Annotated in this window: 22 protein-coding genes and 1 tRNA gene; 14 read left to right on the top strand and 9 right to left on the bottom strand. The window is 39.7% G+C overall.

Annotation, left to right across the window (positions count from 1 at the left end):
• Window positions 1-141: 141 nt before the first annotated feature.
• The 4 genes from L0Z67_RS08825 to L0Z67_RS08810 all read left to right on the top strand — a co-directional run bounded on the left by L0Z67_RS08825 (window position 142) and on the right by L0Z67_RS08810 (window position 1,819).
• The gene (locus tag L0Z67_RS08825; protein ID WP_062569145.1) at window positions 142-519 is read left to right on the top strand and encodes a hypothetical protein; all 378 of its coding nucleotides are present in this window, start codon (window positions 142-144) and stop codon (window positions 517-519) included.
• Window positions 520-587: 68 nt separating this feature from the next.
• Window positions 588-678: transfer RNA gene (locus tag L0Z67_RS08820), tRNA-Ser, on the top strand.
• Window positions 679-730: 52 nt separating this feature from the next.
• The gene (locus L0Z67_RS08815; protein ID WP_237114110.1) at window positions 731-1,129 is read left to right on the top strand and encodes a hypothetical protein; all 399 of its coding nucleotides are present in this window, start codon (window positions 731-733) and stop codon (window positions 1,127-1,129) included.
• Between the two features lie 72 nt (window positions 1,130-1,201).
• On the top strand, window positions 1,202-1,819 hold the full coding sequence (locus L0Z67_RS08810; RefSeq protein ID WP_062569143.1) for an FKBP-type peptidyl-prolyl cis-trans isomerase: 618 nt from the start codon (window positions 1,202-1,204) through the stop codon (window positions 1,817-1,819).
• Between the two features lie 63 nt (window positions 1,820-1,882).
• Here L0Z67_RS08810 and fur read toward each other — a convergent pair whose 3' ends face one another.
• The 5 genes from fur to L0Z67_RS08785 all read right to left on the bottom strand — a co-directional run bounded on the left by fur (window position 1,883) and on the right by L0Z67_RS08785 (window position 4,426).
• Complete coding sequence (gene fur / locus L0Z67_RS08805) at window positions 1,883-2,326, bottom strand: ferric iron uptake transcriptional regulator (protein WP_062569142.1); 444 nt, start codon at window positions 2,324-2,326, stop codon at window positions 1,883-1,885.
• A 190-nt stretch (window positions 2,327-2,516) separates the two neighbouring features.
• The gene (gene fldA / locus L0Z67_RS08800) at window positions 2,517-3,044 is read right to left on the bottom strand and encodes a flavodoxin FldA (RefSeq protein WP_193988851.1); all 528 of its coding nucleotides are present in this window, start codon (window positions 3,042-3,044) and stop codon (window positions 2,517-2,519) included.
• Window positions 3,045-3,058: 14 nt separating this feature from the next.
• On the bottom strand, window positions 3,059-3,337 hold the full coding sequence (gene ybfE, locus L0Z67_RS08795) for a LexA regulated protein (RefSeq protein ID WP_062569140.1): 279 nt from the start codon (window positions 3,335-3,337) through the stop codon (window positions 3,059-3,061).
• A gap of 2 nt (window positions 3,338-3,339) precedes the next feature.
• Complete coding sequence (locus L0Z67_RS08790) at window positions 3,340-3,561, bottom strand: DUF2788 domain-containing protein (RefSeq protein ID WP_062569139.1); 222 nt, start codon at window positions 3,559-3,561, stop codon at window positions 3,340-3,342.
• Between the two features lie 100 nt (window positions 3,562-3,661).
• The gene (locus L0Z67_RS08785; protein ID WP_062569138.1) at window positions 3,662-4,426 is read right to left on the bottom strand and encodes an alpha/beta fold hydrolase; all 765 of its coding nucleotides are present in this window, start codon (window positions 4,424-4,426) and stop codon (window positions 3,662-3,664) included.
• A 131-nt stretch (window positions 4,427-4,557) separates the two neighbouring features.
• Between L0Z67_RS08785 and seqA the strand changes: the two genes are divergently transcribed.
• The 6 genes from seqA to L0Z67_RS08755 all read left to right on the top strand — a co-directional run bounded on the left by seqA (window position 4,558) and on the right by L0Z67_RS08755 (window position 11,969).
• Window positions 4,558-5,154, top strand: a complete 597-nt coding sequence (gene seqA / locus L0Z67_RS08780) for a replication initiation negative regulator SeqA (protein WP_062569137.1) — start codon at window positions 4,558-4,560, stop codon at window positions 5,152-5,154.
• 16 nt (window positions 5,155-5,170) lie between these two features.
• On the top strand, window positions 5,171-6,808 hold the full coding sequence (gene pgm, locus L0Z67_RS08775) for a phosphoglucomutase (alpha-D-glucose-1,6-bisphosphate-dependent) (protein ID WP_062569136.1): 1,638 nt from the start codon (window positions 5,171-5,173) through the stop codon (window positions 6,806-6,808).
• 79 nt (window positions 6,809-6,887) lie between these two features.
• The gene (astE, locus tag L0Z67_RS08770; protein ID WP_062569135.1) at window positions 6,888-7,943 is read left to right on the top strand and encodes a succinylglutamate desuccinylase; all 1,056 of its coding nucleotides are present in this window, start codon (window positions 6,888-6,890) and stop codon (window positions 7,941-7,943) included.
• A 269-nt stretch (window positions 7,944-8,212) separates the two neighbouring features.
• Entirely contained in the window at window positions 8,213-9,427 is a 1,215-nt protein-coding gene (locus tag L0Z67_RS08765) for a thiamine pyrophosphate-dependent dehydrogenase E1 component subunit alpha (protein WP_062569134.1), read from the top strand.
• Window positions 9,427-10,404, top strand: coding sequence for an alpha-ketoacid dehydrogenase subunit beta (locus tag L0Z67_RS08760; RefSeq protein ID WP_062569133.1), 978 nt, complete (start codon window positions 9,427-9,429; stop codon window positions 10,402-10,404). Before L0Z67_RS08765 ends, L0Z67_RS08760 begins: the two co-directional genes overlap by 1 nt.
• A gap of 8 nt (window positions 10,405-10,412) precedes the next feature.
• Window positions 10,413-11,969: a dihydrolipoyllysine-residue acetyltransferase gene (locus L0Z67_RS08755; protein WP_405127863.1), complete on the top strand. Its 1,557-nt coding sequence runs from the start codon at window positions 10,413-10,415 to the stop codon at window positions 11,967-11,969.
• 56 nt (window positions 11,970-12,025) lie between these two features.
• On the opposite strand, the gene L0Z67_RS08750 is transcribed toward L0Z67_RS08755, so the two are convergent.
• Window positions 12,026-13,198 carry a putative manganese transporter gene (locus L0Z67_RS08750; protein WP_405127862.1) on the bottom strand — a complete coding sequence of 391 codons (1,173 nt, stop codon included), beginning with the start codon at window positions 13,196-13,198 and terminating at the stop codon, window positions 12,026-12,028.
• A gap of 72 nt (window positions 13,199-13,270) precedes the next feature.
• A complete protein-coding gene (locus tag L0Z67_RS08745; RefSeq protein WP_062569130.1) occupies window positions 13,271-14,896 on the bottom strand; it encodes a M28 family metallopeptidase in 1,626 nt (541 codons plus the stop codon).
• Window positions 14,897-15,007: 111 nt separating this feature from the next.
• On the opposite strand from L0Z67_RS08745, the gene L0Z67_RS08740 reads away from it, so the two are divergent.
• The 4 genes from L0Z67_RS08740 to L0Z67_RS08725 all read left to right on the top strand — a co-directional run bounded on the left by L0Z67_RS08740 (window position 15,008) and on the right by L0Z67_RS08725 (window position 21,034).
• Entirely contained in the window at window positions 15,008-15,823 is an 816-nt protein-coding gene (locus tag L0Z67_RS08740; protein WP_062569129.1) for a DUF3025 domain-containing protein, read from the top strand.
• The gene (locus tag L0Z67_RS08735) at window positions 15,816-16,604 is read left to right on the top strand and encodes an ABC transporter ATP-binding protein (protein ID WP_237114103.1); all 789 of its coding nucleotides are present in this window, start codon (window positions 15,816-15,818) and stop codon (window positions 16,602-16,604) included. Before L0Z67_RS08740 ends, L0Z67_RS08735 begins: the two co-directional genes overlap by 8 nt.
• Window positions 16,597-17,805, top strand: coding sequence for an ABC transporter permease (locus L0Z67_RS08730; protein WP_405127861.1), 1,209 nt, complete (start codon window positions 16,597-16,599; stop codon window positions 17,803-17,805). The genes L0Z67_RS08735 and L0Z67_RS08730 overlap by 8 nt, the downstream gene beginning before the upstream one ends.
• Before the next feature lie 172 nt (window positions 17,806-17,977).
• Window positions 17,978-21,034 (top strand): ATP-binding protein, encoded by a 3,057-nt coding sequence (locus L0Z67_RS08725; protein WP_405127860.1) that lies wholly within the window; start codon window positions 17,978-17,980, stop codon window positions 21,032-21,034.
• Between the two features lie 158 nt (window positions 21,035-21,192).
• On the opposite strand, the gene L0Z67_RS08720 is transcribed toward L0Z67_RS08725, so the two are convergent.
• Window positions 21,193-22,020 (bottom strand): UDP-2,3-diacylglucosamine diphosphatase, encoded by an 828-nt coding sequence (locus L0Z67_RS08720; protein ID WP_193988842.1) that lies wholly within the window; start codon window positions 22,018-22,020, stop codon window positions 21,193-21,195.
• 142 nt (window positions 22,021-22,162) lie between these two features.
• Window positions 22,163-23,887, bottom strand: coding sequence for a proline--tRNA ligase (locus L0Z67_RS08715; protein WP_237127877.1), 1,725 nt, complete (start codon window positions 23,885-23,887; stop codon window positions 22,163-22,165).
• Between the last annotated feature and the right edge of the window lie 113 nt (window positions 23,888-24,000).

Below are 24,000 nucleotides of genomic sequence, written 5' to 3'. Positions count from 1 at the left end.
TACTTTTTTCAAGTTTATCTTTGCTGTAAGAAGCGCTTGGACGCAAAACTAAATAATCTTCTTCGGTATGTTTTTTAATCGGTTGTTTTTTGATAATGTAATGGAAGTCTCAGAAAAATAACGATAAAGAAGACGAGAAAAATGGGAAACTTATTTTTACGTGAAAAAGAAAATTGGTTCGCTTGGTCAGTATGGGGATTATTCGGCGCAATTATTACATTTTTTGTGGCTATGTCGACTAAAGCTCCTCAGTTTCTAGGGTTATCGGCTGTGGGAGTGTTATTTCTACTCACATGGTGGATGCAAAGTACAAAACGCTTTGATTTTGGGCGTGCATTTAAAATATGTTGTTATGTTCTGACATTTACAAGCTTGCCTGCATTTTTACTTGTTATTGTTCCTAGCGACAACTTTAATCGCATCGACGTTGTTGTTCAGGCAACGGCTTTTGCCCTTATAAGCGTGTTTATTTGTTTGATATGCTCATGGATTGCAAGACGTCCTAAGCAATATTATTAACTTTATTGAACTTTATTAAAAATAAACCTTTACAAAAAACTCAGTAAACACTATTATGCGCGCCGTACGGAGAGATGGCAGAGTGGTCGAATGCACCGGTCTTGAAAACCGGCAGGGGTTTGTAGCCCCTCTAGGGTTCAAATCCCTATCTCTCCACCATTATTTAAAAAAACCGCCTTATTGGCGGTTTTTTGGTTTCTGGAGATAAATAATGCCGATAAGCGAACCTTCAAAATTACAACGTATTATTAAACACCTGTTGCTGTGGTCAGTCTTTTCCTATTTTTATCATAGCGGTGTAACTGTACTTGTTGCAATGGCGCATGATGCTAAGCCTGAGCACGGCCTGTTAACTGCGATTGCATATGGCATTGGTTTTAATGCGCTTGTTGCTCATTTGATTGGTAAATATGATAAACATTGGCCAATTATTGCTGCGTCATATATAGCACTTGTGGGTTTACTTGTTGTGCCTTTGGTTCTTACAGGCATTGTGGGCTTGATGAATGTATACTTCATTTCAGTAATGGTTATAACTTTACCAATCGCTACCTTTATCGTTGATAAAATAAAGCAACGAATTAGTTTAAACACTAACCAAACGCAGTAAAACTAGGCGATATTCAGTGTTTTTTTATGTTAGTATGGTTTTGTCTTTTAACTAATAAACGTGAATTTAAACATGTCAGATATTTTTACAACAGATGCTGAAAAAGCAAGTTATGGTATTGGTTTACAAATGGGTGAACAATTAAAAGCGAATCCATTTGAAGGTTTAAACCTTAACTCTGTATTTGAAGGTATGAAAGACGCGTATGCTGGTAGTGATTTCCAAGTTGAAATTCCTGCAATTCAAGCTGCTTTTGAAAAAATCAATGCTGAAATTCAAGCGCGTCGTGAAGAAGAAGCTAAGGTACTAGCTGCTGAAGGTGTTGCTTTCTTAGAAGAAAATGCAAAGCGCCCAGAGATCACTGTAACCGAGTCAGGTTTGCAGTATGAGATTCTTACGGCAGGCGAGGGTGAAAAACCAACAGCTGAATCTACTATTCGTGCGCATTACCACGGTACACTAATCAACGGCACAGTATTCGATAGCTCATATGAGCGTGGTCAACCTGCTGAATTCCCAGTAAGTGGCGTTATCAAAGGCTGGACAGAAGCAGTTCAAATGATGGGGACAGGTTCGAAATGGCGCCTATATGTACCACATGAGCTTGCTTACGGTGAGCGTGGTGCTGGTGCAGCAATCGCACCTTTCTCGACGTTAATTTTTGACGTTGAGCTATTAGAAATCATTTAATAGATTTTGAATAGACGTAAAAAAACCTGCTAGATGCAGGTTTTTTTATGTCTGATAAAAATATTAACTATTTGATTCAGCGTATTCTTTACACTTTTCAGTGTCAACGCATTCACCATATAAGTAGAGTGAGTGGTTAGTTAGCTTAATGCCATTTTCTTCAGCAATTTCAACTTGACGACGTTCAATAAGATCATCCTCAAACTCCACAACCTTGCCACACTTTAAGCATACAAGGTGGTCATGGTGCGTACTTCCTGATAGTTCAAATACCGACTTACCACCTTCAAAGTGGTGGCGAGATACGATACCAGCATCATCAAATTGGTTAAGAACACGATAGACAGTTGCAAGACCAATCTCTTCGCCTTTGTCTAATAAAATTTTATAGACATCTTCAGCGCTGATGTGTTGATTGTCTGGAGATTGCAGAATCTCTAAAATTTTAATACGTGGCAGCGTTACTTTTAACCCTGCTTTTTTTAGTTCCAAGTTGTGATCAGTCATTCAATCTGTCTCAATTTATTTAGTTATACTAGGCACCTTAAAAGATGCACACGACACATTAGCAACCATTAGAATAACGCGCATGGCAAACAAGTGCAAAGAACAATTCGCTTAATTGCCGAATATTTAGACAAAAACAAACTGGTTGTGCATCTTTACAGCAGCTAGTAAATGCGAGTGTTACTTGTTATTAATCAGCAAGTTCACTTAAACACATTTCTTCATAAACTTGAGCACACCATTCTTTAACTCGCTTTTCTGTGAGTTCAGGTTGACGGTCTTCATCAATACCTAGGCCAACAAAGTGGTTATCATCGATGACCGCTTTTGAGGCTTCGAAGTCGTAACCTTCCGTTGACCAATGGCCAACAACGATAGCACCACGTTCTGTTACGATATCATTGACCATACCCATAGCATCTAAGAAATACTCTGCATAATCTTCTTGGTCACCGCAACCAAATATCGCGACTAATTTCCCTTCGAAGTCGATTTCTTCTAATTCAGGGAAAAAATCATCCCAATCGCACTGCGCTTCACCGTAGTACCATGTAGGGATACCAAATAATAGCAAATCGAATTCAGCAATCTCTTCTTTAGAGCTTTTCGCAATGTCATGAACGGCAACAAGTTTCTTACCTAGCTCTTTTTGGATCATTTTAGCTACGTGTTCAGTATTGCCTGTATCGCTTCCGAAAAAAATACCTACGCTTGACATGGATTTAAAACCTTCTATCTATCAATAGCCAATCTTTCTTGTAAAATTGTTTCAATCAACGCGCTACGGCTAATATTCTGCGCATCTGCCATATCGCTTAATGCTTGATATAACTGTGATGAAACCTTAAATTCTACACGCTTTAAACCACGTGCTTTATCTCGTTTTATTTGATTACGTTTATTCACTTTTAATTGCATATCGCGAGGTAGGGGGTTTGTTTTTGGCCTACCTGGGCGTTTTTCGTATTCAAATAAATCGGGTGTTGTTCTATCTAGTTCTGACTTTGCCATGTCTAGCCAACACCTGCGCCTTGCCAAAAAACTTGAATAAGTCCTTTAGCTATAAACCCAGAGCAACCTAAAAACAGCACTAACCAAACGATGTATCGGCCAAATTTTGGTACATCACCTTTTTTAAGGACATCTTGAATTGCCATTCCAATAAAAAAGAAAATGCCGGCTAAGCCAAAATACAACCCTAAGGTATCAAATTCGTTAATTAACTGACTGACCATCAACGTATAAACCTTCAAATTAAACGGCGCGTACTATAGCACACAAAATCATAATAATTTAGTGGGCTAGATCAAAAACGTGAATTTTATCTTGCCCTTTTTATTGCTCTAAAAAGTCGCTAATTGCTTTATTTACAGCAAGTGGTTTTTGCGCATGTAACCAATGACCCGCACCGTGAATTACTTTTGCCTTCGCATTTGGAAATAAACTTATAATCATTGGACGATGCTCAGCCAAAATATAGTCGGAATCATTACCTTTCACGAATAAAGTATCACATAAACAAGAATCATTTTCATCAAGTTGCGATAAAATATTTTCGTATTGCTGATATAAAACGTCTAAATTGAATCGCCATTGGTACTGTCCTTGGTCGTTTTTTGCAAAACTTTTTAACAAAAATTGTCGAACACCCATCTCGTCGATATGTTTTGCTAGTAGTTGATCCGCTGCTTTTCTATCTGCAACACTCGATTCAGCCACTTCGTTTAAACCTGCAAAAATAGCACTGTGCCGTGGTTTATTTGCTACAGGGGAAATATCTAATACAACTAACTTATTGACCACATCCTTGTGCTTGAGTGCTAATTGCATTGCTGCTTTGCCGCCCATTGAATGGCCAATAATATGTGCATTTGATATGTTTAAGTGCTTTAGCAAGTTGTAAATATCGTCTGCCATTACTTCATAGTTCATCGTTTCACTATGAAATGACTTACCATGATTTCGTAAGTCAACATTAGTAACGGTGTAATTTTCTGCTAATGCTTTGGCTATAACATTCAAATTCTCTAATGAGCCAAACAAACCATGGATCAATACAACGTCAGGACCTTGGCCCGATTGTTGGTAGTTTAATAGCATTTTAAACTCCTATTTTTAATCGCTGTATTTTGCCTAGCGAAATTACAAATTGCAAAACATAGAGAATTGCTGCGAGCTTAGGTATAATCATTGAGAACTTTTAAAATGTGACCCGTAAAGACAGGAATAACATGAAAAAAATCGACATAGACGACGAGTTATATCAATACATAGCAAGTAACACTCAAAGTATTGGTGAAAGTGCATCAACTATTTTGCGTCGTTTATTAAACCTATCTGATGGTAACACGGTAGCAGAAACAACGAGTGAACATAGTGAACAAGAAACCTCAACCGTTGAACCTGTAAAAGACAACACGACCGATAAAACGCAACAACCTGAGCCAGAAGCAGAAAAAGCGACTCCACCTAAAGCCAGCGCACAAGCTAAAGGGAATGTTTTTAATGTGTTGAATAAAGAAGAGCTTGCAATGCAAAAGGGAGTGGTAGGGCGCTTTTTATTCATTCTAGCTGCCTTGTACCGTTCTCACAAAAACGAATTTGTGAACGTATTAGATATAAAAGGCCGTGACCGCGTTTATTTTGCTACCAGCAAAGAAGCATTACTCGAAAGTGGTAGTAGTATGAATCCGAAAAACATCACTGATACAGAATACTGGGTGATGACGAACTCAAATACAACACGTAAGAAAATGATGCTTCACGAAGTCGCGCTGTGTTTAGGCTACAGCAGTGATGACGCTGAAAAAATCCGTGACTATTTATAACCGATAAGGAAATATTATGGCGATTCACCCGGATGCAGGAAAAACCGCACCACAAGAAAGCTTAGTTAATGTACCTAAACTGGTTTCTGCTTACTATTTAAATGAGCCCGATCTTGAACAAAATCCAGAGCATTGTGTTGCTTTCGGTACGTCAGGACATCGCGGCTGCTCGTACGATGTAAAGTTTAACGAATCGCATATATTAGCTATTACTCAAGCTATTTGTGATTACCGCAAAGAAAATGATATTTTTGGTCCTCTTTTTCTTGGTAAAGATACTCATGCTTTAAGTGAAGCTGCATTTAATTCAGCCATTGAAGTGCTGGTTGCTAACGAAGTACAAGTTATTACGCAAGAAAACGATGAATACACCCCTACACCTGTCATCAGTCATGCGGTTGTGTCACACAATAAACAAAATCCAAATGAATTAGCAGATGGTATTGTCGTTACGCCATCTCATAATCCACCAGAAGACGGTGGTTTTAAATATAATCCGCCAAACGGTGGGCCTGCTGATACTGATGTAACTAAATGGATTGAAGACAGAGCAAATCAGTTACTGCTTGAAGATCTCGTTGAAGTAGAGCTATTTCCATTTGCTAAAGCATCCCGCTCAGGTTTTATAAAATATCAAGACCTTATTAATCCTTATGTTAACGATTTAGAAAATATCATTAATCTAAAAGCCATTAGTGAAGCGAATATAAAAGTAGGTATTGACCCGCTTGGTGGTTCAGGCATTAATTTTTGGCCTGTAATCGCAGAAAAATACAATTTAGACCTAACAGTTGTAAATAAAGACGTTGATCCACGCTTTGCTTTTATGCCACTGGACAAAGATGGCAAAATTCGTATGGATTGTTCATCGCCTTACGCCATGACCAATTTAATCGCACTGAAAGATGATTATGATATTGGTATTGGTAATGACCCTGATTATGACCGCCATGGTATTGTGACGCCTGATGGTTTAATGAATCCAAATCACTTCTTAGCCGTGGCGATAGATTACTTATTAAATAACCGTGATTGGTCAAAAGATGTGGCGATTGGTAAAACGCTTGTATCAAGCGGCATGATTGATAAAGTTGTAGAGCGTAACAATCGTAAAGTAAAAGAAGTACCCGTTGGTTTTAAATGGTTTGTTGAAGGCCTGGGTAAAGGTACGCTTGCTTTCGGTGGTGAAGAAAGTGCAGGGGCGTCGTTCTTACGCTTTGATGGTACAGTTTGGAACACAGATAAAGATGGCTTTATCTTAGGTTTACTCGCAGCTGAAATCTTGGCAGTGACGGGTAAAACACCTTCACAACTTTATAAAGAGCTAGAACAAGAGTTTGGTGCGCCTATCTATAAGCGTATCGATGCGCCAGCAACCTCACAGCAAAAAGAACGTCTAAAAGCACTTTCTGCTAACGATGTTACTGCAAGCACACTCGCTGGCGATGTCATTACGCAAAAGCTAACCCATGCACCAGGTAACAATGCTGCAATTGGTGGTTTAAAGGTTGTTACTGAAAACGGTTGGTTTGCTGCACGCCCATCGGGCACTGAAGATATTTATAAAATTTACCTTGAATCATTCAAAGGTGAAGAACATTTAGCATTACTTGAAAAAGAAGCGAAAAAATTAGTTGATTCAGTAATTAGCTAATCTCTTTTTTATCTTTTAAAACGGCTGATATTCTCAGCCGTTTTTGTATTCTACTCTCACGCATTATTAGGATAGAACAATGAGCTATTCAACCTCTGCATACCTAGATGAATTAAAACGTACAGGCGACTTTTTAACACTCACTCGCAGTAATGAATTTCAACTTGAACCATCGTCATTCACCCTTAAAAATGGCACTGATGTAACAGTTCATGATACGGGGATCATAGAGTTTCAACCAAAAGAACAAACAAATAAAGATATTGTGCTTTCAAGTGCGGTACATGGTAACGAAACAGCGCCAATTGAAATCTGCGATCAATTAATCAAAGCAATCATTGCAGAAGAACTTACGCTGAAACAGCGCGTATTGTTTATTTTTGGTAACCCTAAATCAATTAATATCGGTCAGCGTTTTGTTGATGAAAACCTAAACCGTTTATTTAATGGCCACCATACTGTTGAAGGTATTGCCTCAAACCCTGAGCGCGTGCGCGCAAAGCTACTTGAAGATGTGGTTTCGGATTTCTTTGAACGAGGCAACCAGGCCAGTGAGCGTTTTCATTATGACCTTCATACTGCAATTCGTGGCTCTAAAAATGAAAAATTTGCAGTGTATCCATTCTTACATGGCAAGCCTTGGAAAAAGTCGCAGTTACAATTTTTGCTTAGCTGTGGCGTAAACACAGTATTAATGATGAAATCTGCGGCAACAACGTTTAGCTACTACTCGTCTTATGTCCACGGTGCTGACTCATTTACAGTTGAGCTTGGTCAAGTAAAGCCATTTGGCGAAAATGACATGTCTCGCTTTGAGAAAACTAAAAAAACGTTAATTGCATTAATTAGTCAAGAAACTGTTGAATACAAAGAATTCAATGCAGAGGATTTTGAGTTGTTTTCAGTTTATAGAACAATAAACCGAACTTGCGAAGACTTTAGTTTCCCATTTGCTGATGATGTAGAAAATTTCACCGGTTTTGCCAAAGGGGAATTATTAGCGATTGATGGTCAGACCAGGTATGAAGCGGAAGTAGACGGTGAAGCTATAATCTTCCCAAATGCAGATGTAGCCTTAGGTCAGCGTGCTTTGCTTACCGTTATCCCTATGCAAGTTGATAGCAACTTTATTTAAATTTTTTGCATTAACACCCATCTGAATGTAGTTAACTATATGACTTTAGTGGTTTTATTTTGTTGTATAGTTAACTTTCCATGCGTATTTAGCCATTTATCGACTATTCGTCTATGATTAGTTGAATAACAACTTACGTTAACGTAAAGTGACGGCAGTTTAATTTAATTTGATTGAATATTGCGCAAACTTTATCCTTGCAGCTCAAGCTGATAAAAACACAAATAAGGGCAGTGGCGTAGGTTTCTGACAACGAAAGAAGGTAGGTTATGAGTAATCCAAATAACGTATCGCTAAACATTAATCATGAACTGTCATTTATTGATGGTCACGCATTAACAATTCCTACATTAAGCATTCTTAATGAGGATGGCGACATCTACGAGGGTGCAACTGCACCTGATATCGACAAAGCAACAGCAATCCATCTATACGAGACAATGCGTTTTATCCGTGCTCTTGATGAGCGTATGCAAGCTGCGCAGCGCCAAGGCCGCGTTAGCTTTTATATGCAATGCTTAGGTGAAGAAGCAGCTGTAACTGCATCAGCAGCAGCCCTTGATCAAAACGACATGATCATGGCCCAATACCGTGAACAAGCCGCTTTGCGTTATCGCGGCTTTAGCCTTGACCAATTCATGAACCAAATGTTTTCAAATGAAAAAGATTTAGGTAAAGGTCGCCAAATGCCGATTCACTATGGCTCACGTGAACTTAACTACATGACTATTTCATCACCGCTTGGTACACAAATCCCCCAAGCAACGGGTTATGCATACGGTCAGAAAGTGCGCCATATTGATGCCAAAACCGGTGAGTTAAATAGCACTATTGATAACATTACTATTTGTTACTTTGGTGAAGGTGCTGCCTCTGAAGGTGACTTCCATGCTGGTTTAAACATGGCTGCTGTTCATGAAGCGCCGGTGATCTTCTTTGCTCGTAATAATGGTTATGCGATTTCTACACCTGCTGATGAACAATTTAAAGGTGATGGTATTGCATCACGTGGTGTTGGCTACGGTATTAAAACAATCCGTGTTGATGGTGCTGATGCGCTTGCTGTTTACGCAGCAACGAAAAAAGCCCGTGAAATAGTAACGACTAAAGGCGAACCCGTTTTAATCGAGTCAATTGCCTACCGTTTAGGTGCTCACTCAACCAGTGACGACCCAAGCGGCTACCGCACAAAAGACGAAGAAGCGAAACATAAGGGGTGTCCTATTGAGCGTTTCCGTAAGTGGTTATTAAAACAAGGTTGGTTAGACGAAGCACAAGACGCTAAAGATAAAGAAACAATTCGTGAAGAGATTTTAGCGGCTCTTAAGCGTGCTGAAAAAGTGGCAAAACCGGCATTAGAAGAGCTTATTTCTGACGTTTACGATACCCCAATTCCATCACTGCAAAAACAATACGAACAATTAAAAGAGCATATTTTGCAGCATCCTGATGCTTATCCAACCACTGCAGGGAGATTAAAGTAATGGCTAAAATGAACATGCTTCATGCAATTAACTCTGCTCTTGATATCACCATGGCAGAGCATCCAAATGCCTGTATTTTTGGTGAAGACGTTGGTTATTTTGGTGGTGTATTCCGTGCTACATCAGGCTTACAAGAAAAATATGGTAAGCACCGTGTGTTTAATACTCCCTTAACTGAGCAAGGTATTTTAGGTTTTGCCAATGGTTTAGCGGCATTTGGTGCACCAGCTTTAGCTGAAATTCAATTTGCTGATTATATTTTCCCTGCATTTGACCAAATCGTGAATGAATCAGCCAAATTCCGTTACCGTAGTGGTAATGAATTTAATGTTGGCAATCTAACAATCCGTACTCCATACGGTGGTGGTATTGCCGGTGGTTTATATCACTCACAATCACCAGAAGCTTATTTTGCTCACACACCTGGTTTGAAGTTAGTTGTGCCACGTAACCCATACCAAGCTAAAGGTTTACTTCGTGCATCAATTAAAGATGATAACCCTGTTATTTTCTTTGAGCCAAAACGTTTATACCGTGCATCAACAGGTGAAGTACCTGAAGAAGATTACAGCATCGAGCTTGGTAAAGCTGAAATCGTACAAGAGGGTACTGATGTCACTGTACTTGCTTGGGGGGCGCAGATGGAAATCATCGAAGACGCCGCTAAAAAAGCAGCAGAGCAAGGTATTAGCTGTGAAGTAATCGACTTACGTACCATTTTACCGTGGGATGTAGAAACGATTGCTAAATCAGTAATCAAAACAGGCCGTTTAGTGGTTAGCCACGAAGCACCAATTACCAATGGTTTTGGTGCTGAAATCGTTGCAACAATTCAACAAGAGTGTTTCTTACACCTTGAATCGCCAATTGCTCGCGTGTGTGGTTTAGATACGCCATACCCATTAGCACTTGAAAAAGAATATGTGCCAGATGCACTTAAAGTGCTTGCTGCGATTAAGCAATCAGTAGAGTTTTAGGAGTCAGTATGTCTAAAGATTTTATCTTGCCAGATATCGGCGAAGGCATCGTAGAGTGTGAAATTGTTGAATGGTTAGTTGCAGAGGGCGATTCTGTAAAAGAAGATCAGCCAATTTGTGATGTGATGACCGACAAAGCGCTTGTGCAAATTCCAGCTGTTCATGATGGTGTGATCAGTAAGCTATATTATGCAAAAGGTGACATTGCGAAAGTACATGCACCCTTATTTGCAATGGATGTTGATGGCGAAGCACCAACACAAAGCGAAGAAGCGCGAGCTCCTGCTACAACTGAAGCATCATCTGAGGCTGATGAGCACTTAGAAGATTTCATTTTACCAGATATCGGTGAAGGTATCGTTGAGTGTGAAATCGTTGAGTGGTTAGTGAGTGAAGGCGATGAAATCGTTGAAGATCAAGCGGTTTGTGATGTAATGACAGACAAAGCACTAGTGCAAATTCCGGCTAAATACACAGGTAAAGTCGAAAAGCTTTACTACAAAAAAGGTGATATTGCAGCGGTTCACAGCCCATTATTCCAAATGAGTATTGCAGGCCAAAGTGCAGAGCCAGATGTAAGTTCTGCAGTGGTTAAAGCACAAACAAATGCAGCAACTAAACCAGCACAGAAACCTGCGGCTTCAGCAAATGAAACTAAACAGCTTAATAAGAAAGCAGTTGCTTCACCTGCTGTTCGTCGTAAGGCGCGTGAACTTGATGTAGATTTAACGCAAGTGCCAGGCTCGGGTAAAAATGGCCGGATTTATAAGCAAGACATCGAAGACTTCTTGAATGAAACACCAAGCCAAACTGTATCACAAGATGCTACGCCAAAAACCGCATCAACAACTTCAGTTGGTAGTAGCCGTGTTGAGCCTATTAAAGGTATTAAAGCGGCAATGGCGAAGCAAATGGTTGCGTCAGTATCGACTATTCCTCACTTTACTTTCTGTGACGAAATTGACTTAACAAAACTGATCGCAATGCGCAGCGAGCTAAAAGAGCAGTATAAGCAACAGGGCGTTAAGCTCACTATGATGCCGTTCTTTATCAAAGCGCTGTCATTAGCTATTAAGCAATTCCCAGTGCTTAACTCACAAGTTAATGATGATTGTAGTGAGCTGACTTACTTTGATGATCACAACATCGGTATGGCGGTTGATTCTAAGATTGGCCTATTAGTGCCAAATATTAAATCATGTCAGTCGAAGAGCATTGTTGATGTTGCTAATGAGGTTACGCGTTTGACAGAGGCGGCACGTGATGGGCGTGTATCACCCGATGATTTGAAAGGCGGCACGATTAGTATTTCGAACATCGGTGCGATTGGCGGCACAATTGCAACCCCGATCATCAATAAGCCAGAAGTGGCGATTGTAGCTTTAGGTAAACTGCAGCACTTACCTCGTTTTGATGAAAAAGGGAATGTGATTTCAGCAGCTATAATGCAAGTAAGCTGGTCTGGCGACCACAGAGTGATTGATGGTGGCACTATTGCTCGCTTCAACAACTTGTGGAAGTCTTACTTAGAAGATCCTGCAAAAATGATGATGGCGATGAGCTAACATTACATTAAAAAACCAGCCTCGGCTGGTTTTTTAAATTCTAAATATTCTATTTGCTATATGCCGTAAAAATACAAACCATAACCGAGTAACAATGCTGGTATTGTTGAATATACTGTCGCCACTAAGGCCGCTTTTGGTGCTAATGCGATAGCTGGGAATAAGGCATCGCCATCATTCGATATTGCATTGGCTGCCATCGCACTAAACGGAATAATCCCTTGAATATATAGTGTCATTACAACAATTTGTGGCCCGCAACCAGGTAATAAGCCGATTGCCACAGCAACTAAGGGCGCTAAGTAGGCATACTCAGAAAACCATGCTGCTAAATCTACGCCAGCCACATTCACCAAAATTTCAAACACCATAAATGAAGCAACGACCCATGCTGTAACAAAATGAGTGTCCATTAACACTTTAGTAAGCTTTGATGGAGGCGTGCAAGGGGCTTCTTCGCTAGTTACTTGCTTATAACTTACACCTTTTGAAGATAAAGCCCATACAATCACGGTAAAAAGAGCCATCAAGGCGCCAAAAATACTGATTGTGTTTGCAAGGCCTTCACTGAAGAAACGAGTATCTGTGTTTGTTGCAATAACAAAAGCGATTATCAAACTAGGTATTAAAGCTAACTTCCAAACAGGGCGGCTATATTCGAGTATCTTTGGTTGGCACTGATGCTCTTCATTATACTCAGTCGCATTACTTGGTTGAAAACTTGAACTGGAATGAAATAAATTAACAATTTGACCACTAATAATACCCACGCTCACTCCTATCAACATCATTAATAGTCCATCAAGAGGACGAGTGGCGAGTAATAAGAATGCAGCATCTCCCATTGTCGCTGTCAGTACCGCAACAACGGAGCCAAAGCTAGCTTGCTTTTTGGTAAATTGAGTAACAACTATAATGGCGCCACCACAGCCAGGTAAAGCACCTAAGATAGAAGCAAAACTGACTTCAAGGATGCCTGATTTTGCGCGTAAATAGCTTAGCTGTAATTGTGGAAGGCGATCGATTAAATAATAATAAATTAATAAAGTGGCAGCAACAAAGACCGATACTTGAAAAAAAGCATCGCTCAATGCTTGTAATGTAAATTCACGGGTTGCAGGTATTGCTAATGCAGTAAGCAATAGAAAGGGTAAGAACAAGCGCTTATTATCCGTAATGTAACACCTCGCTTTTTGAGGAACTAACCTCGTTTGGGAAAAAAAATACATACAGTGCAACCTAAAAAATTAATCAGATTACACTGTAGTATCATTTTAAATGAAAATCAATCTCATTTGCATTTATTTGCGTTGGAATTCAGAGTTTGCATTCCATTTAGGCCATTCTTCACGCTCAGAAATATCAAAGCCTACTTGATAGAATAGCTGAAGGTCCTGAATCGCACCTGATAAATCCCACTCATCACGGTAACGATCACATGGTTGATGGTAACAACCTCGAAGCACTAAGCTCATTCGTTTACGGTAATTAGCGGTTTCTTCATTAAGCGCTTCACTGCCGCCACCAGCGTACATTGCTGGCACACCCATGTTTGCAAATGCAAAGTGATCAGAGCGGTAGTAACCACCTGAAGACGGTTTAGGATCGCCAGATACAGTGCGGCCTTGTGCTTTTGCAGCTGTTTCTAAAAGGCTATCCATTTCTGATTTACCAATACCAACAACACTGATATCTTTTACTTTACCTAACAGGTTTAAGCTATCCATATTGATGTTAGCAACCGTTTGTGATGCTGGGATAACCGGGTTTGCAGCATAATATTTCGAGCCGAGTAAACCTTGTTCTTCAGCAGTAACTGCTAAGAAAGTCATCGAGCGGCTAGGGTGCTGTGGTAAAGTAGCGAACGCTTCAGCAACTTCAATTAAGCCTGCAGTACCTGTCGCATTATCGTGGGCACCATTGTAGATTTGGTCGCCTTTACGCGTTTTATCTGTACCAAGGTGATCCCAGTGAGCTGAATAAATGATGTGCTCGTCTGGCTTTTCGCTACCCGGTAAAGTCGCAATGAAGTTATACGAAATTGACTTTTTGATTGTGTTGTTTACTTCAACACTCGCTGTTAGGTCGCCCATATCAACATGGTAAGCGCCTTTAGCAGCATTGGCTTTCATCGTATCGAAATCTAAGCCTGCTTTTGTGAAAAGCTCTTTAGCAACATCAGTTGTTACCCAGCCCTCAACAGCAACACGGTCCATGTTGTTATTTTCTTTTTGGAAACCAAATTGCTCACCACTCCATGAGTTTTCAACTACAGACCATGGATAAGATGCTGGCGCTGTTTCGTGAATGATAATCGCACCTGCTGCACCTTGACGGCTCGCTTCTTCATACTTGTATGTCCAACGGCCGTAATAGGTCATTGCATCACCGGTGAATAAATCAGGGTTTTTTGTCGCAAACCCCGGATCGTTTACCAGCATTACAACTGTTTTACCTTCAACATCAAGGCCTTCGTAATCGTTCCAGTTATATTCAGGCGCGTTTACACCATAACCAACGAAGACAAGCTCAGAGTCTTTAATGCTTTGTTTTGCACTTATACGGCTACTACCCATCACCATATCTTTCTTGTATTGGTAATCTTTGCCACCAATGGTAAGTACCATGTTTGAGTCTGCTTCAAGTGAAACAAGCGGAACTTCTTGTAAAAAGCTATCACCATTACCTGGCTGAAAACCGAGCGCTTTAAATTGATCAGTTAAATAAGCTAGAGTGAGTTCTTCACCCTTTGATGAAGGTGCTCTACCACCAAACTCATCAGAGGCAAGCACTTTAATGTGTTCAGCTAACTGCTGTGAATTTATACTCTGATAAGCGTTAGCTACATCATTTGACGTGTTACTTGTTGAAGCACAGCCTACAAGCATCGCGCTTGCTATCACTGTCATTGAAAAATAACGTTCCATAATCAATCTTTTTTGTTTTAAGGTAGCATTAGTATATGAGGTTCTATTAATGAGAACCAGTTTTTGCGGTAAACTAGCCACAATACATCAAGAAGTTAAATGTTATAAGAAATGAAACGATTTACCGCCCCCGAACAGTGGTCAACGCAGTACCTTACAACCGGTGCGTTCGCTGACTTAGTCAAACTGTTTAATATAGATAAGTTGTCTGATTGGCCATCATGTGAATGGTTTAATCAATTTTTAACCGCCACGACTTCGCAAGGGATCCCCATTCGTTTTTCTGAGGATGAAAAGTTTGCAGATGAAACTCGGTATTATGAACAAATAATTTTTGAAACAGGGCAAGTACCCACACGCCAGCAGAATTGGCATGATCTATTTGGTGGTTTTATTTGGTGTTTATTCCCAAAAACTAAAGCGCTGATTAATCATCAGCACATTGAAGAAATTAAACTGCACGGTCTAAAAGAGCGCAGTAAACACAGAAATGCACTTACCTTGTTTGATGAATGCGGCGTTGTATTAGCCATTACCGAACAAAGCTGGCAACAGCTATTACGCGACCATCAATGGCAGCAAGCATTTGTAGTACAGCGCGAATTATGGGGTGAAACTATACGTCCTTACATGTTTGGTCATGCTAACTACGAAATGCTTACACAACCTTATATAGGTTTAACGGGTAAAGCATTATTTATTGTTGTGCCTGATGACATATTTTGTAAAGATTTAGCCGAGCAGTATGCATATATAGATCAACGTCTCTATGAGATGATTAAAGTTGACGATTGTTTGCGAGACAATAAAAATTTGTCACCCTTACCATTGTTAGGTGTACCTAGCTGGTGGGCTGAGAATAATAACCCAGAATTTTATAATAACACGGACTACTTTAGGCCGAAACGAAGGAAACGCAATGATTGAAGTAGCAGGGCTTAAAAAGAAGTTTAAGCTAACAAAAGATCATAAAAAAAATAACACGGATAATATTGATCCCCGAGAAGACAAGCAGTTTTTTCATTCCGTGAGAGACGTCAGCTTTCACTGTAATAAAGGTGAAGTATTGGGCTTGTTAGGCCCGAACGGTGCTGGTAAAACAACAACACTTAGAATGATCTCAACAGCGCTTAAGCCTGATGAAGGAACAATAACCATCTCTGGTCACGATATTGTTAAGAAACCTTTAGTTGGCCGTAAATCAATCGGCTTTTTATCAGGGAGTACTGGCTTATACGGACGTTTAACGGTTAAAGAAAACGTTGAGTACTTTGCTCGTTTGCATGGCATGAGTAAAAAGGCGGTAGCAGCACGTTGTGATGAGCTTTTTACCTTACTTGATATGCACAACTTTATTGATAAACGTGCAGAGAATTTATCTACAGGCATGAAGCAAAAAGCCAATATTGCCCGTGCAGTTGTTCATCACCCCGATGTGGTTATTCTTGATGAGCCTACCACTGGTTTAGATATCATGACTACGCAAACCGTCATTAACTTTATTCGTGGCCTTAAAGAACAAGGTACACCAGTCATTTTCTCAACACACCATTTAGATGAGGTTGCGTTACTTTGTGACCGTGTTGCGGTGATAAACCAAGGCATAAGTTGTTTTGATGGCACCTTGGATGAGTTTAAACAAACTGGGCAAAGCGTAGAGCTAAACCAAGCGTTTATGAATATTTTAACGGAGAGTCGTGATGTTTGAAGTATTTAAAAAGGAATTAAAAGAGCTGTTACGCGACCGTAAAACATTGATATTCGTGGTCGCATTGCCGGTTGCTGTTTTCCCATTATTATTTGCTGTAATGGCATTTATTAGCTCACAAGCAGCGCTAGAGGCAGAACAAGAGGTCCATACTTATGCCATTATTAATGGTAATTACGCGCAAGAGTTTACCGATAAGGTGTTTTACCATAAGAGCTTTGCTTTATATAAAGGTGATGAAACTTTTAATACAGTAGAGGACCTTACCGAAGCAGTTAAAGCGGGCACCATAGATATGGGTATCTATTTACCATCAGACGCTAAGCAAACTTTAGATAACGCTAAGCAAAGCGAATGGCAAGTTGTGTATAACGACGCGAAAGCAATTAACTTTTTATTTGACCGCGTTAAGGAACTTGCAAAAGAATATGGCGATAAACTGCGCACGACTAAGCTTTTAAGTTTTGGCGTATCAGAGCAGCAACAAGCGGCAATTATCGAACCTATTAAAGTGGTGAAGGTCGACACCGCAGATAAACGTGAAAATCTCGGTGAGAAAATTGGTGGATTTATTCCTTATCTACTAATACCTCTGGTATTAATGGGCGCAACGTATCCCGCGATTGATTTAGGTGCCGGAGAAAAAGAGCGCGGAACCCTCGAAACGCTTTTACTTACACCAATCACGCGTACACAGCTTGTGTTAGGTAAGTTTGTAACCTTACTTGCTTCTTCAATTGCAACAACCACCATAACGGTACTCAGTATGGGGGTGTGGATATCAATAGCCATTGCTTTTGTTGATTTAGCGGTTGTTAAAAACGCATTTAGTTCTTTAACCGTGTTAGATTTAGGATTGATTTTTGTGTTGTTATTGCCTATTGCTGCAATCTTCTCTTCATTAGCGTTGGCCATTTCTATTTATGCGCGAACCTTTAAAGAAGCGCAAAACTACATGGCGCCACTTAGCATGGGTGTTATTTTTCCAATTATGGTTGCCTTAATGCCAAATGTTGAACTCACGAGCAAAACCGCTTTTATTCCAGTGACAAACGTTGCGTTGGCAATCAAAGAAATCATTAAAGGCACAGTAGATTACACATTAGTGGGTTTAATCTTCTTAGCGACAGTGATAGTGGCAGGGGCTTTACTCACGTTTTGTGTTAAATGGTTTAATAAAGAAGATGTCTTATTCAGATAAAAGACGTATTGTTTCAACCTAATAAAAAGCACCATTTGGTGCTTTTTTTATATTTTCAATACGTTACCTTGTATTACCTCCTTATTGATTAATATTTTTTACTTATACCCCATCTTTATTATGAAATTCTCCTATACTCTGTGAAGAATGGTAAATAAGGCTTTTTAATTCAATGGATTTGCTTCAAGCAACTAATTTCTTTTATCGGCACAAGCTTCCTTTTGTTGCTCTGTTGGTTTTGATCTCTCTTGCGTGCGTTGCGATAATAAAATTTGAATTTGATACCCGTGAAGATGTGTATGCTCGTACATTAGAGCAAATGAAACGAGAGCTAACTACAAAAGAGGATAGGTTTACCTCTACACTTAGAGAAAATATTTCTGCGCTTAATTTCTTAGACGCAACTCCCCCGATTATGGCGATTATGCGCGCCACAAACGATAAGAATATCGATCCTGTTCTTGGCACACCAATATCAGCATGGAAGGATAGGTTAGCCAAGATCTTCAGTGGCTTTATGGCTACCGATAACGACTTAGCACAAGCTCGCTATATTTACGTTGGACAGGAAGGCAAAGAAGTCGTCAGAGTTGATAATATTAATGGTGAAGTAAAACGCATAGCTGAAACTGATTTGCAGTTAAAAGGTCATCGAGACTACATGCAAATAACAAAGGGACTACCTAATGGCCACATTTATGTTTCGCCAATTAATTACAACAGAGAGAATGGTCATATACAAATCCCCTATGTGAGTACGTATCGTGTATCAAAATTAGTACGTGACCTGTACGGAGAGCCCTTTGCTGTCTTGATCGTCAACTATTATGCTGATGATCTTTTAAACGGATTAGTTGAAAACACAGCAGATATTTTTGATGTATACCTACTTAATGCTGATCAGCAATTTATTTATCATCCAAATGAAGCATACCGTTTTAGCTTTGAGTCAGGGGATGCGCGATTTTGGAAGCAAGAGTTTTCAACTAATCAGGCGATGGATCAAATTGATATTTTCGATTTTATGAGCTTGCCAGAGAAACTTTATTTAAAGAAAGTTATTCAGTTCTCTAATGGTATTGATATGAAGCCACTTACACTGGCAGTGTCTGTTGATACCCAGACTATGTTGCATGAGATTAAAAGTAAACGCTATAAATTCATAGCCATGCTATGTTTGATTATTATTGCTGTTATCGTGCTATTTATAATTTATCAGCGTGACATAAGCCGAAAACTCGAATTGAGCTTTTTCAAAGAAAAAAACAGCAAAATTATAGAAAGCTCCTCTGATGCAATTATTATGGTTACCCCTGATGGCACTATTTGCAATGCCAATCAAACTGCGAAAGAGTTTTTTAGTATAAAAGAAAAGGAAACAAATTTTGATAACTTGTTCAATTACAATGATGAAGATTTTCAAGGAGTTGCGCAAGCTATAAAAAATAATGAACGCTGCTCGTTTGAAGCCATTTATATAGATGAAACACAGTGTCATTATTTCTCAATTACTCTTGCCCCGATTTTTGATGCGCTTAAAAAACAAGTCCAAGTCGCTGCAATAATTCGTAATATTAACTCATTAAAAAGGGCACAACATCAACTTGAGCAACTAAACGAAACGCTTGAAGAAAAAGTCCAAAATCGTACGGCAGAGCTAGAAGAGGCAACAAAGCAAGCTTTGGCGGCTAGCAAGGCGAAAAGCCAATTTGTTGCAAATATTTCGCACGAAATACGTACACCAATGAACGGTGTACTGGGTATGCTCGAAATGCTGGAAGTTGAGCCGCTCACAATTCAACAAAAGCAGTACTTACATTATGCCAATAGTAGTGCACAGTCCTTAATGACGCTTATTAACGATATTCTGGACTTTTCTAAAATTGAAGCCGGCAAACTTGACTTAGATTACCATGAGTTTGATGTTGTCTCTGTGTGTAATGATCTAATGACATCAATGGCGGTGCAAGGTCAAAAAAAAGGTTTAGAAGTGCTCTTTGATTCAAGTTTAGTTAGTCACAGAGGCGTTGTTGGAGACAGCCATCGCTTGAAGCAAATACTCAATAATTTACTGAGTAACGCATTTAAATTTACTCATCAAGGATTTGTTAGTTTACATCTCAGTGAACGAAAAATGCTGGATGACAATGTTTTATTAACCTTCAAAGTCACAGATACGGGTATTGGTATATCAAAAGATAGCCAAAAAAAACTGTTTGATGTTTTTACACAAGAGGATTCAAGCACAACTCGGCACTATGGTGGGAGTGGATTAGGTCTTTCTATTAGTCGCAAGTTATCACAGTTAATGGGAGGCGATATTGCTGTTGAGAGTGAAAAAGGTCAGGGTAGTTGTTTTACTGCCACGGTTTTGATGACACTCAGTCAACCAAGTAAATCGAATAGCCAAACAGCTATATTAGCGCATAAAAAAGTTGCGTTTTCCTTGTTGTACGAACCTTTAAAGCAAAACTTGATAAGCCAATTAAAATCTTTTACTCAATTAGAAGAGGAAAATATAACGTCACTGTTTTCATTGGAAAAAGAAAGTAAGAGTAAGTTTGATCTTATCGTCGTTGATCAAAAGCACCCACAAATTAGTGGTTTCATAGATCTCGCTAGTCAAAATAGTGATATTAAGTTATTAGTGATTGGTTTGGTGTCAGCATTAGAAAAAAAATACTCGTTACCTGCCAATGCAGTGGCCATGTCAAAGCCGATAACACAGGATGAGCTTATTTATCGGTTAGCAACGTTATTTAAATATGAAGGGCAAATATTGAATCATAAAGATAGAGTGGAAAAAGAAATTGTCGATGTCGATTTCTGTAACCGCTCTATTCTTATTGTCGATGATAACCTGATCAACATTGAAGTGAGTAAAGCTATTTTGCGCGATACAAATATTAATATCGAATCTGCAGGTGATGGTATCGAAGCATTGGAGATACTTAAAAATACTGATACGCAGTTTGACCTTATTTTAATGGATTGCCAAATGCCAAATATGAATGGCTATGATTGTACTAAACAAATAAGATATGGTAATGCAACAGAGCGCTTTCAAGATATTGTTATTATAGCTATGACTGCAAGTGCGATGGCAGGGGATAGAGAGAAGTGCCTGAGTGTTGGCATGAACGACTATATTACCAAGCCGATAAAACAAGCCACACTTCGAAATAAACTCGTTATGTGGCTTAATGCTGATAATACCAATCTGCAATAATACTTCATCATTTTGAGGGATAAAGCTTGTCGCTACCTGCGTTAAAAATTTCTTATTTAGAACAACTAATAACGAAATTTTTGCCTTGTTATCAACGATGATTTATTGCCTCAAAATAGACCACTTAATTAAGCGAATCGGTATAAATATCAGTTTGGCTAAGCGGCATCTTTATTATGGGCTGGGGTTGGCATTAGCTTGCTGATGTCTGCTGAGTGAATTACTTTTTGTGTTTCACTCCAGTGAAGTAATTCAATTCTTCCACAGTCATTCTCTACAAGAGCCGTACAGTTTTCTATCCAGTCGCCATCATTGCAATATAAAATCCCATCTACTACTTTAACGGCTGGGTGGTGAATATGGCCACATATAATACCGTCCACGCCTTGCTTTTTTGCTTCATGAATAGCCGCTTTTTCAAATGCATCAATTGCTTCGCGGGCTTTGTGTACTCGTGCTTTGATCCATGACGCCAACGACCAGTAATGCCCACCGAATAATCGACGAATGCGATTAGTCCAGCGATTTAAAAATAACAGTAAGTCGTATCCTGCATCACCTGCAATACTAATTAATTTGTTGTAACGGGTTGCTGAGTCGAAATCATCGCCGTGCAAAAGTAAAAAACGTTTATTGGCTTTTGTTGTGTGGATATATTGCTGATGTACTTCAATACCAAATAAAGACTCATCGGCATATTGGCGAAACGTTTCGTCATGGTTACCCGGTATATAGATAACGCGTGTGCCATCTTTCGCTTTTTGTTGAATAAGCGCTAACACATCATAATGGCTAGGATGCCAGAAAAATTGCCGTTTCATGGACCATAAATCGACGATATCACCGACCAAGTATAATACGTCGCATTCAATAGCATTCAAAAAATCCAATAAATACTGCGCTTGGCAGTCTTTATAACCTAAGTGAACGTCGGAAATCCAAACGGCAGGATAGTGGGTTTTACTACTGCAAGTGGTGTTATTCATGGCATTTACTCATGGTGTAATAAAGTAAATGCTAGGCAGAATCAATGACAGTTAAAAGACGCTTTAGCGAAACATCTATGACAAATACTAATAACAAAAAAACCGCCGAAGCGGTTTTTCTATTTTGTATAGGTTGGTTCAATTAGCCTTTAACGAGTGCGGCAATTTCGGAAGCGGCACTATCTAAATCAAGCATTAGCTTTTCACCGGTATGACGGTTTTTAAGCTCAACCTTATTTTCGTCAAGATTACGTTCACCAATAACCAATGTGAAAGGCACGCCTAATAGTTCCATATCGTTGAACATCACACCAGGGCGCTCTTTACGGTCATCAAATAACACATCTAAACCAGCTTCTTTCAAACCTTTGTAAAGGTTATCTGCAATATCAGGAATACGATGAGACTTATGCATGTTCATAGGCACGATTGCTAAATCAAATGGTGCGATAGGTTGTGGCCATTTAATACCGTATTGGTCGTTGTTTTGCTCAATGGCAGCAGCCACGATTCGTGAAACACCAATACCGTAACAACCCATCGTCATGACTTGGTTTTTACCTGATTCACTCAGAACGCCTGCTTTCATTGCCTCTGAGTACTTAGTACCCAGTTGGAAAATATGACCTACTTCAATACCACGTTTAATTTGCAGTGACCCTTGACCACAAGGGCTTGGGTCGCCTTCAACGATGTTACGAATATCTGCCACTTCATAGCTTTCTACATCACGATCCCAGTTAATGCCGCTGTAGTGTTCGTCGTCTTTATTCGCACCCGCAACAAAATCAGCCATTACATTAGCTGAACGGTCAACAATAATTGGCATTTTAAGACCGACAGGGCCTAATGAGCCAGGTTTTGCACCAATCGCTGCAACGATATCTTCTTCTTTTGCCATTTCAAGCGGTGAGTCTACAAGCGGGTGCTTTTCAGCTTTCAACTCGTTCAACTCATGGTCGCCACGTAATACAAGCGCCACTAAACCACGTTGTTCGTTTTCATCTGGAGCACCATACACGATAAGTGTTTTAACGCCGCGATGAGGTTTAACACCGTAGTGCTGTTTAAGCTCTGCAATGGTTTTTGCATCTGGCGTTGGAAATGCTTTTAACTCTTTAGTTGCTGCTGGGCGCTCTTCAGTCGGTGCCAATGCTTCTGCTTTTTCGATATTTGCAGCGTAATCACTTGCATCACTAAATGCGATGGCGTCTTCACCTGATTCTGCAAGTACATGGAACTCATGCGATACGCTACCACCGATAGAGCCGGTATCCGCGATAACAGGGCGGTAATCAAGGCCTAGACGCTCGAAGATATTGCAATATGCCTTGTGCATTACTTGGTATGTTTTCTCTAAACACTCATCGCTTAAATGAAAAGAGTAAGCATCTTTCATCGTAAACTCACGAGCACGCATGACACCAAAACGAGGGCGAACCTCGTCACGTACTTTTGTTTGTACTTGATAAAGAGTCAATGGCAATTGCTTATAAGAGCTTACTTCTTTACGTACAAAATCAGTGATCACTTCTTCGTGCGTTGGACCCAGTGCAAAAGGGCGGTTATGACGGTCGTTAATGCGTAATAATTCAGGACCAAATTGCTCCCAACGGCCTGACTCTTCCCAAAGATCAGCAGGTTGGATAATAGGCATTAACATTTCGATAGCGCCTGCTTTATCCATTTCTTCACGTACAATGTTTTCTACTTTTTTAAGTACGCGTAAACCAGAGGGCAACCATGTATACAAACCCGACGCAACGCGGCGGATCATGCCTGCTCGTAGCATTAATTGATGAGAAACAATTTCTGCATCAGACGGAGTTTCTTTAAGTGTTGCGAGTATATATTGACTGGTACGCATCTCTATTCCAAGTAGTGTTAAAATTATTATCGTTTACTCAAGACGTTTGAGTAATAACAAGTCGCTAAGTTTACCAGTGGACGCACTGACACTAAAGCGATATGTTTTAAAAA

This window comes from Pseudoalteromonas sp. PB2-1 (assembly GCF_045040605.1).
Lineage (GTDB): Bacteria > Pseudomonadota > Gammaproteobacteria > Enterobacterales > Alteromonadaceae > Pseudoalteromonas > Pseudoalteromonas arabiensis.
The sequence above is the reverse complement of the archived record's forward strand: the minus strand, read 5'-3'. Positions and strand labels throughout refer to the sequence as shown.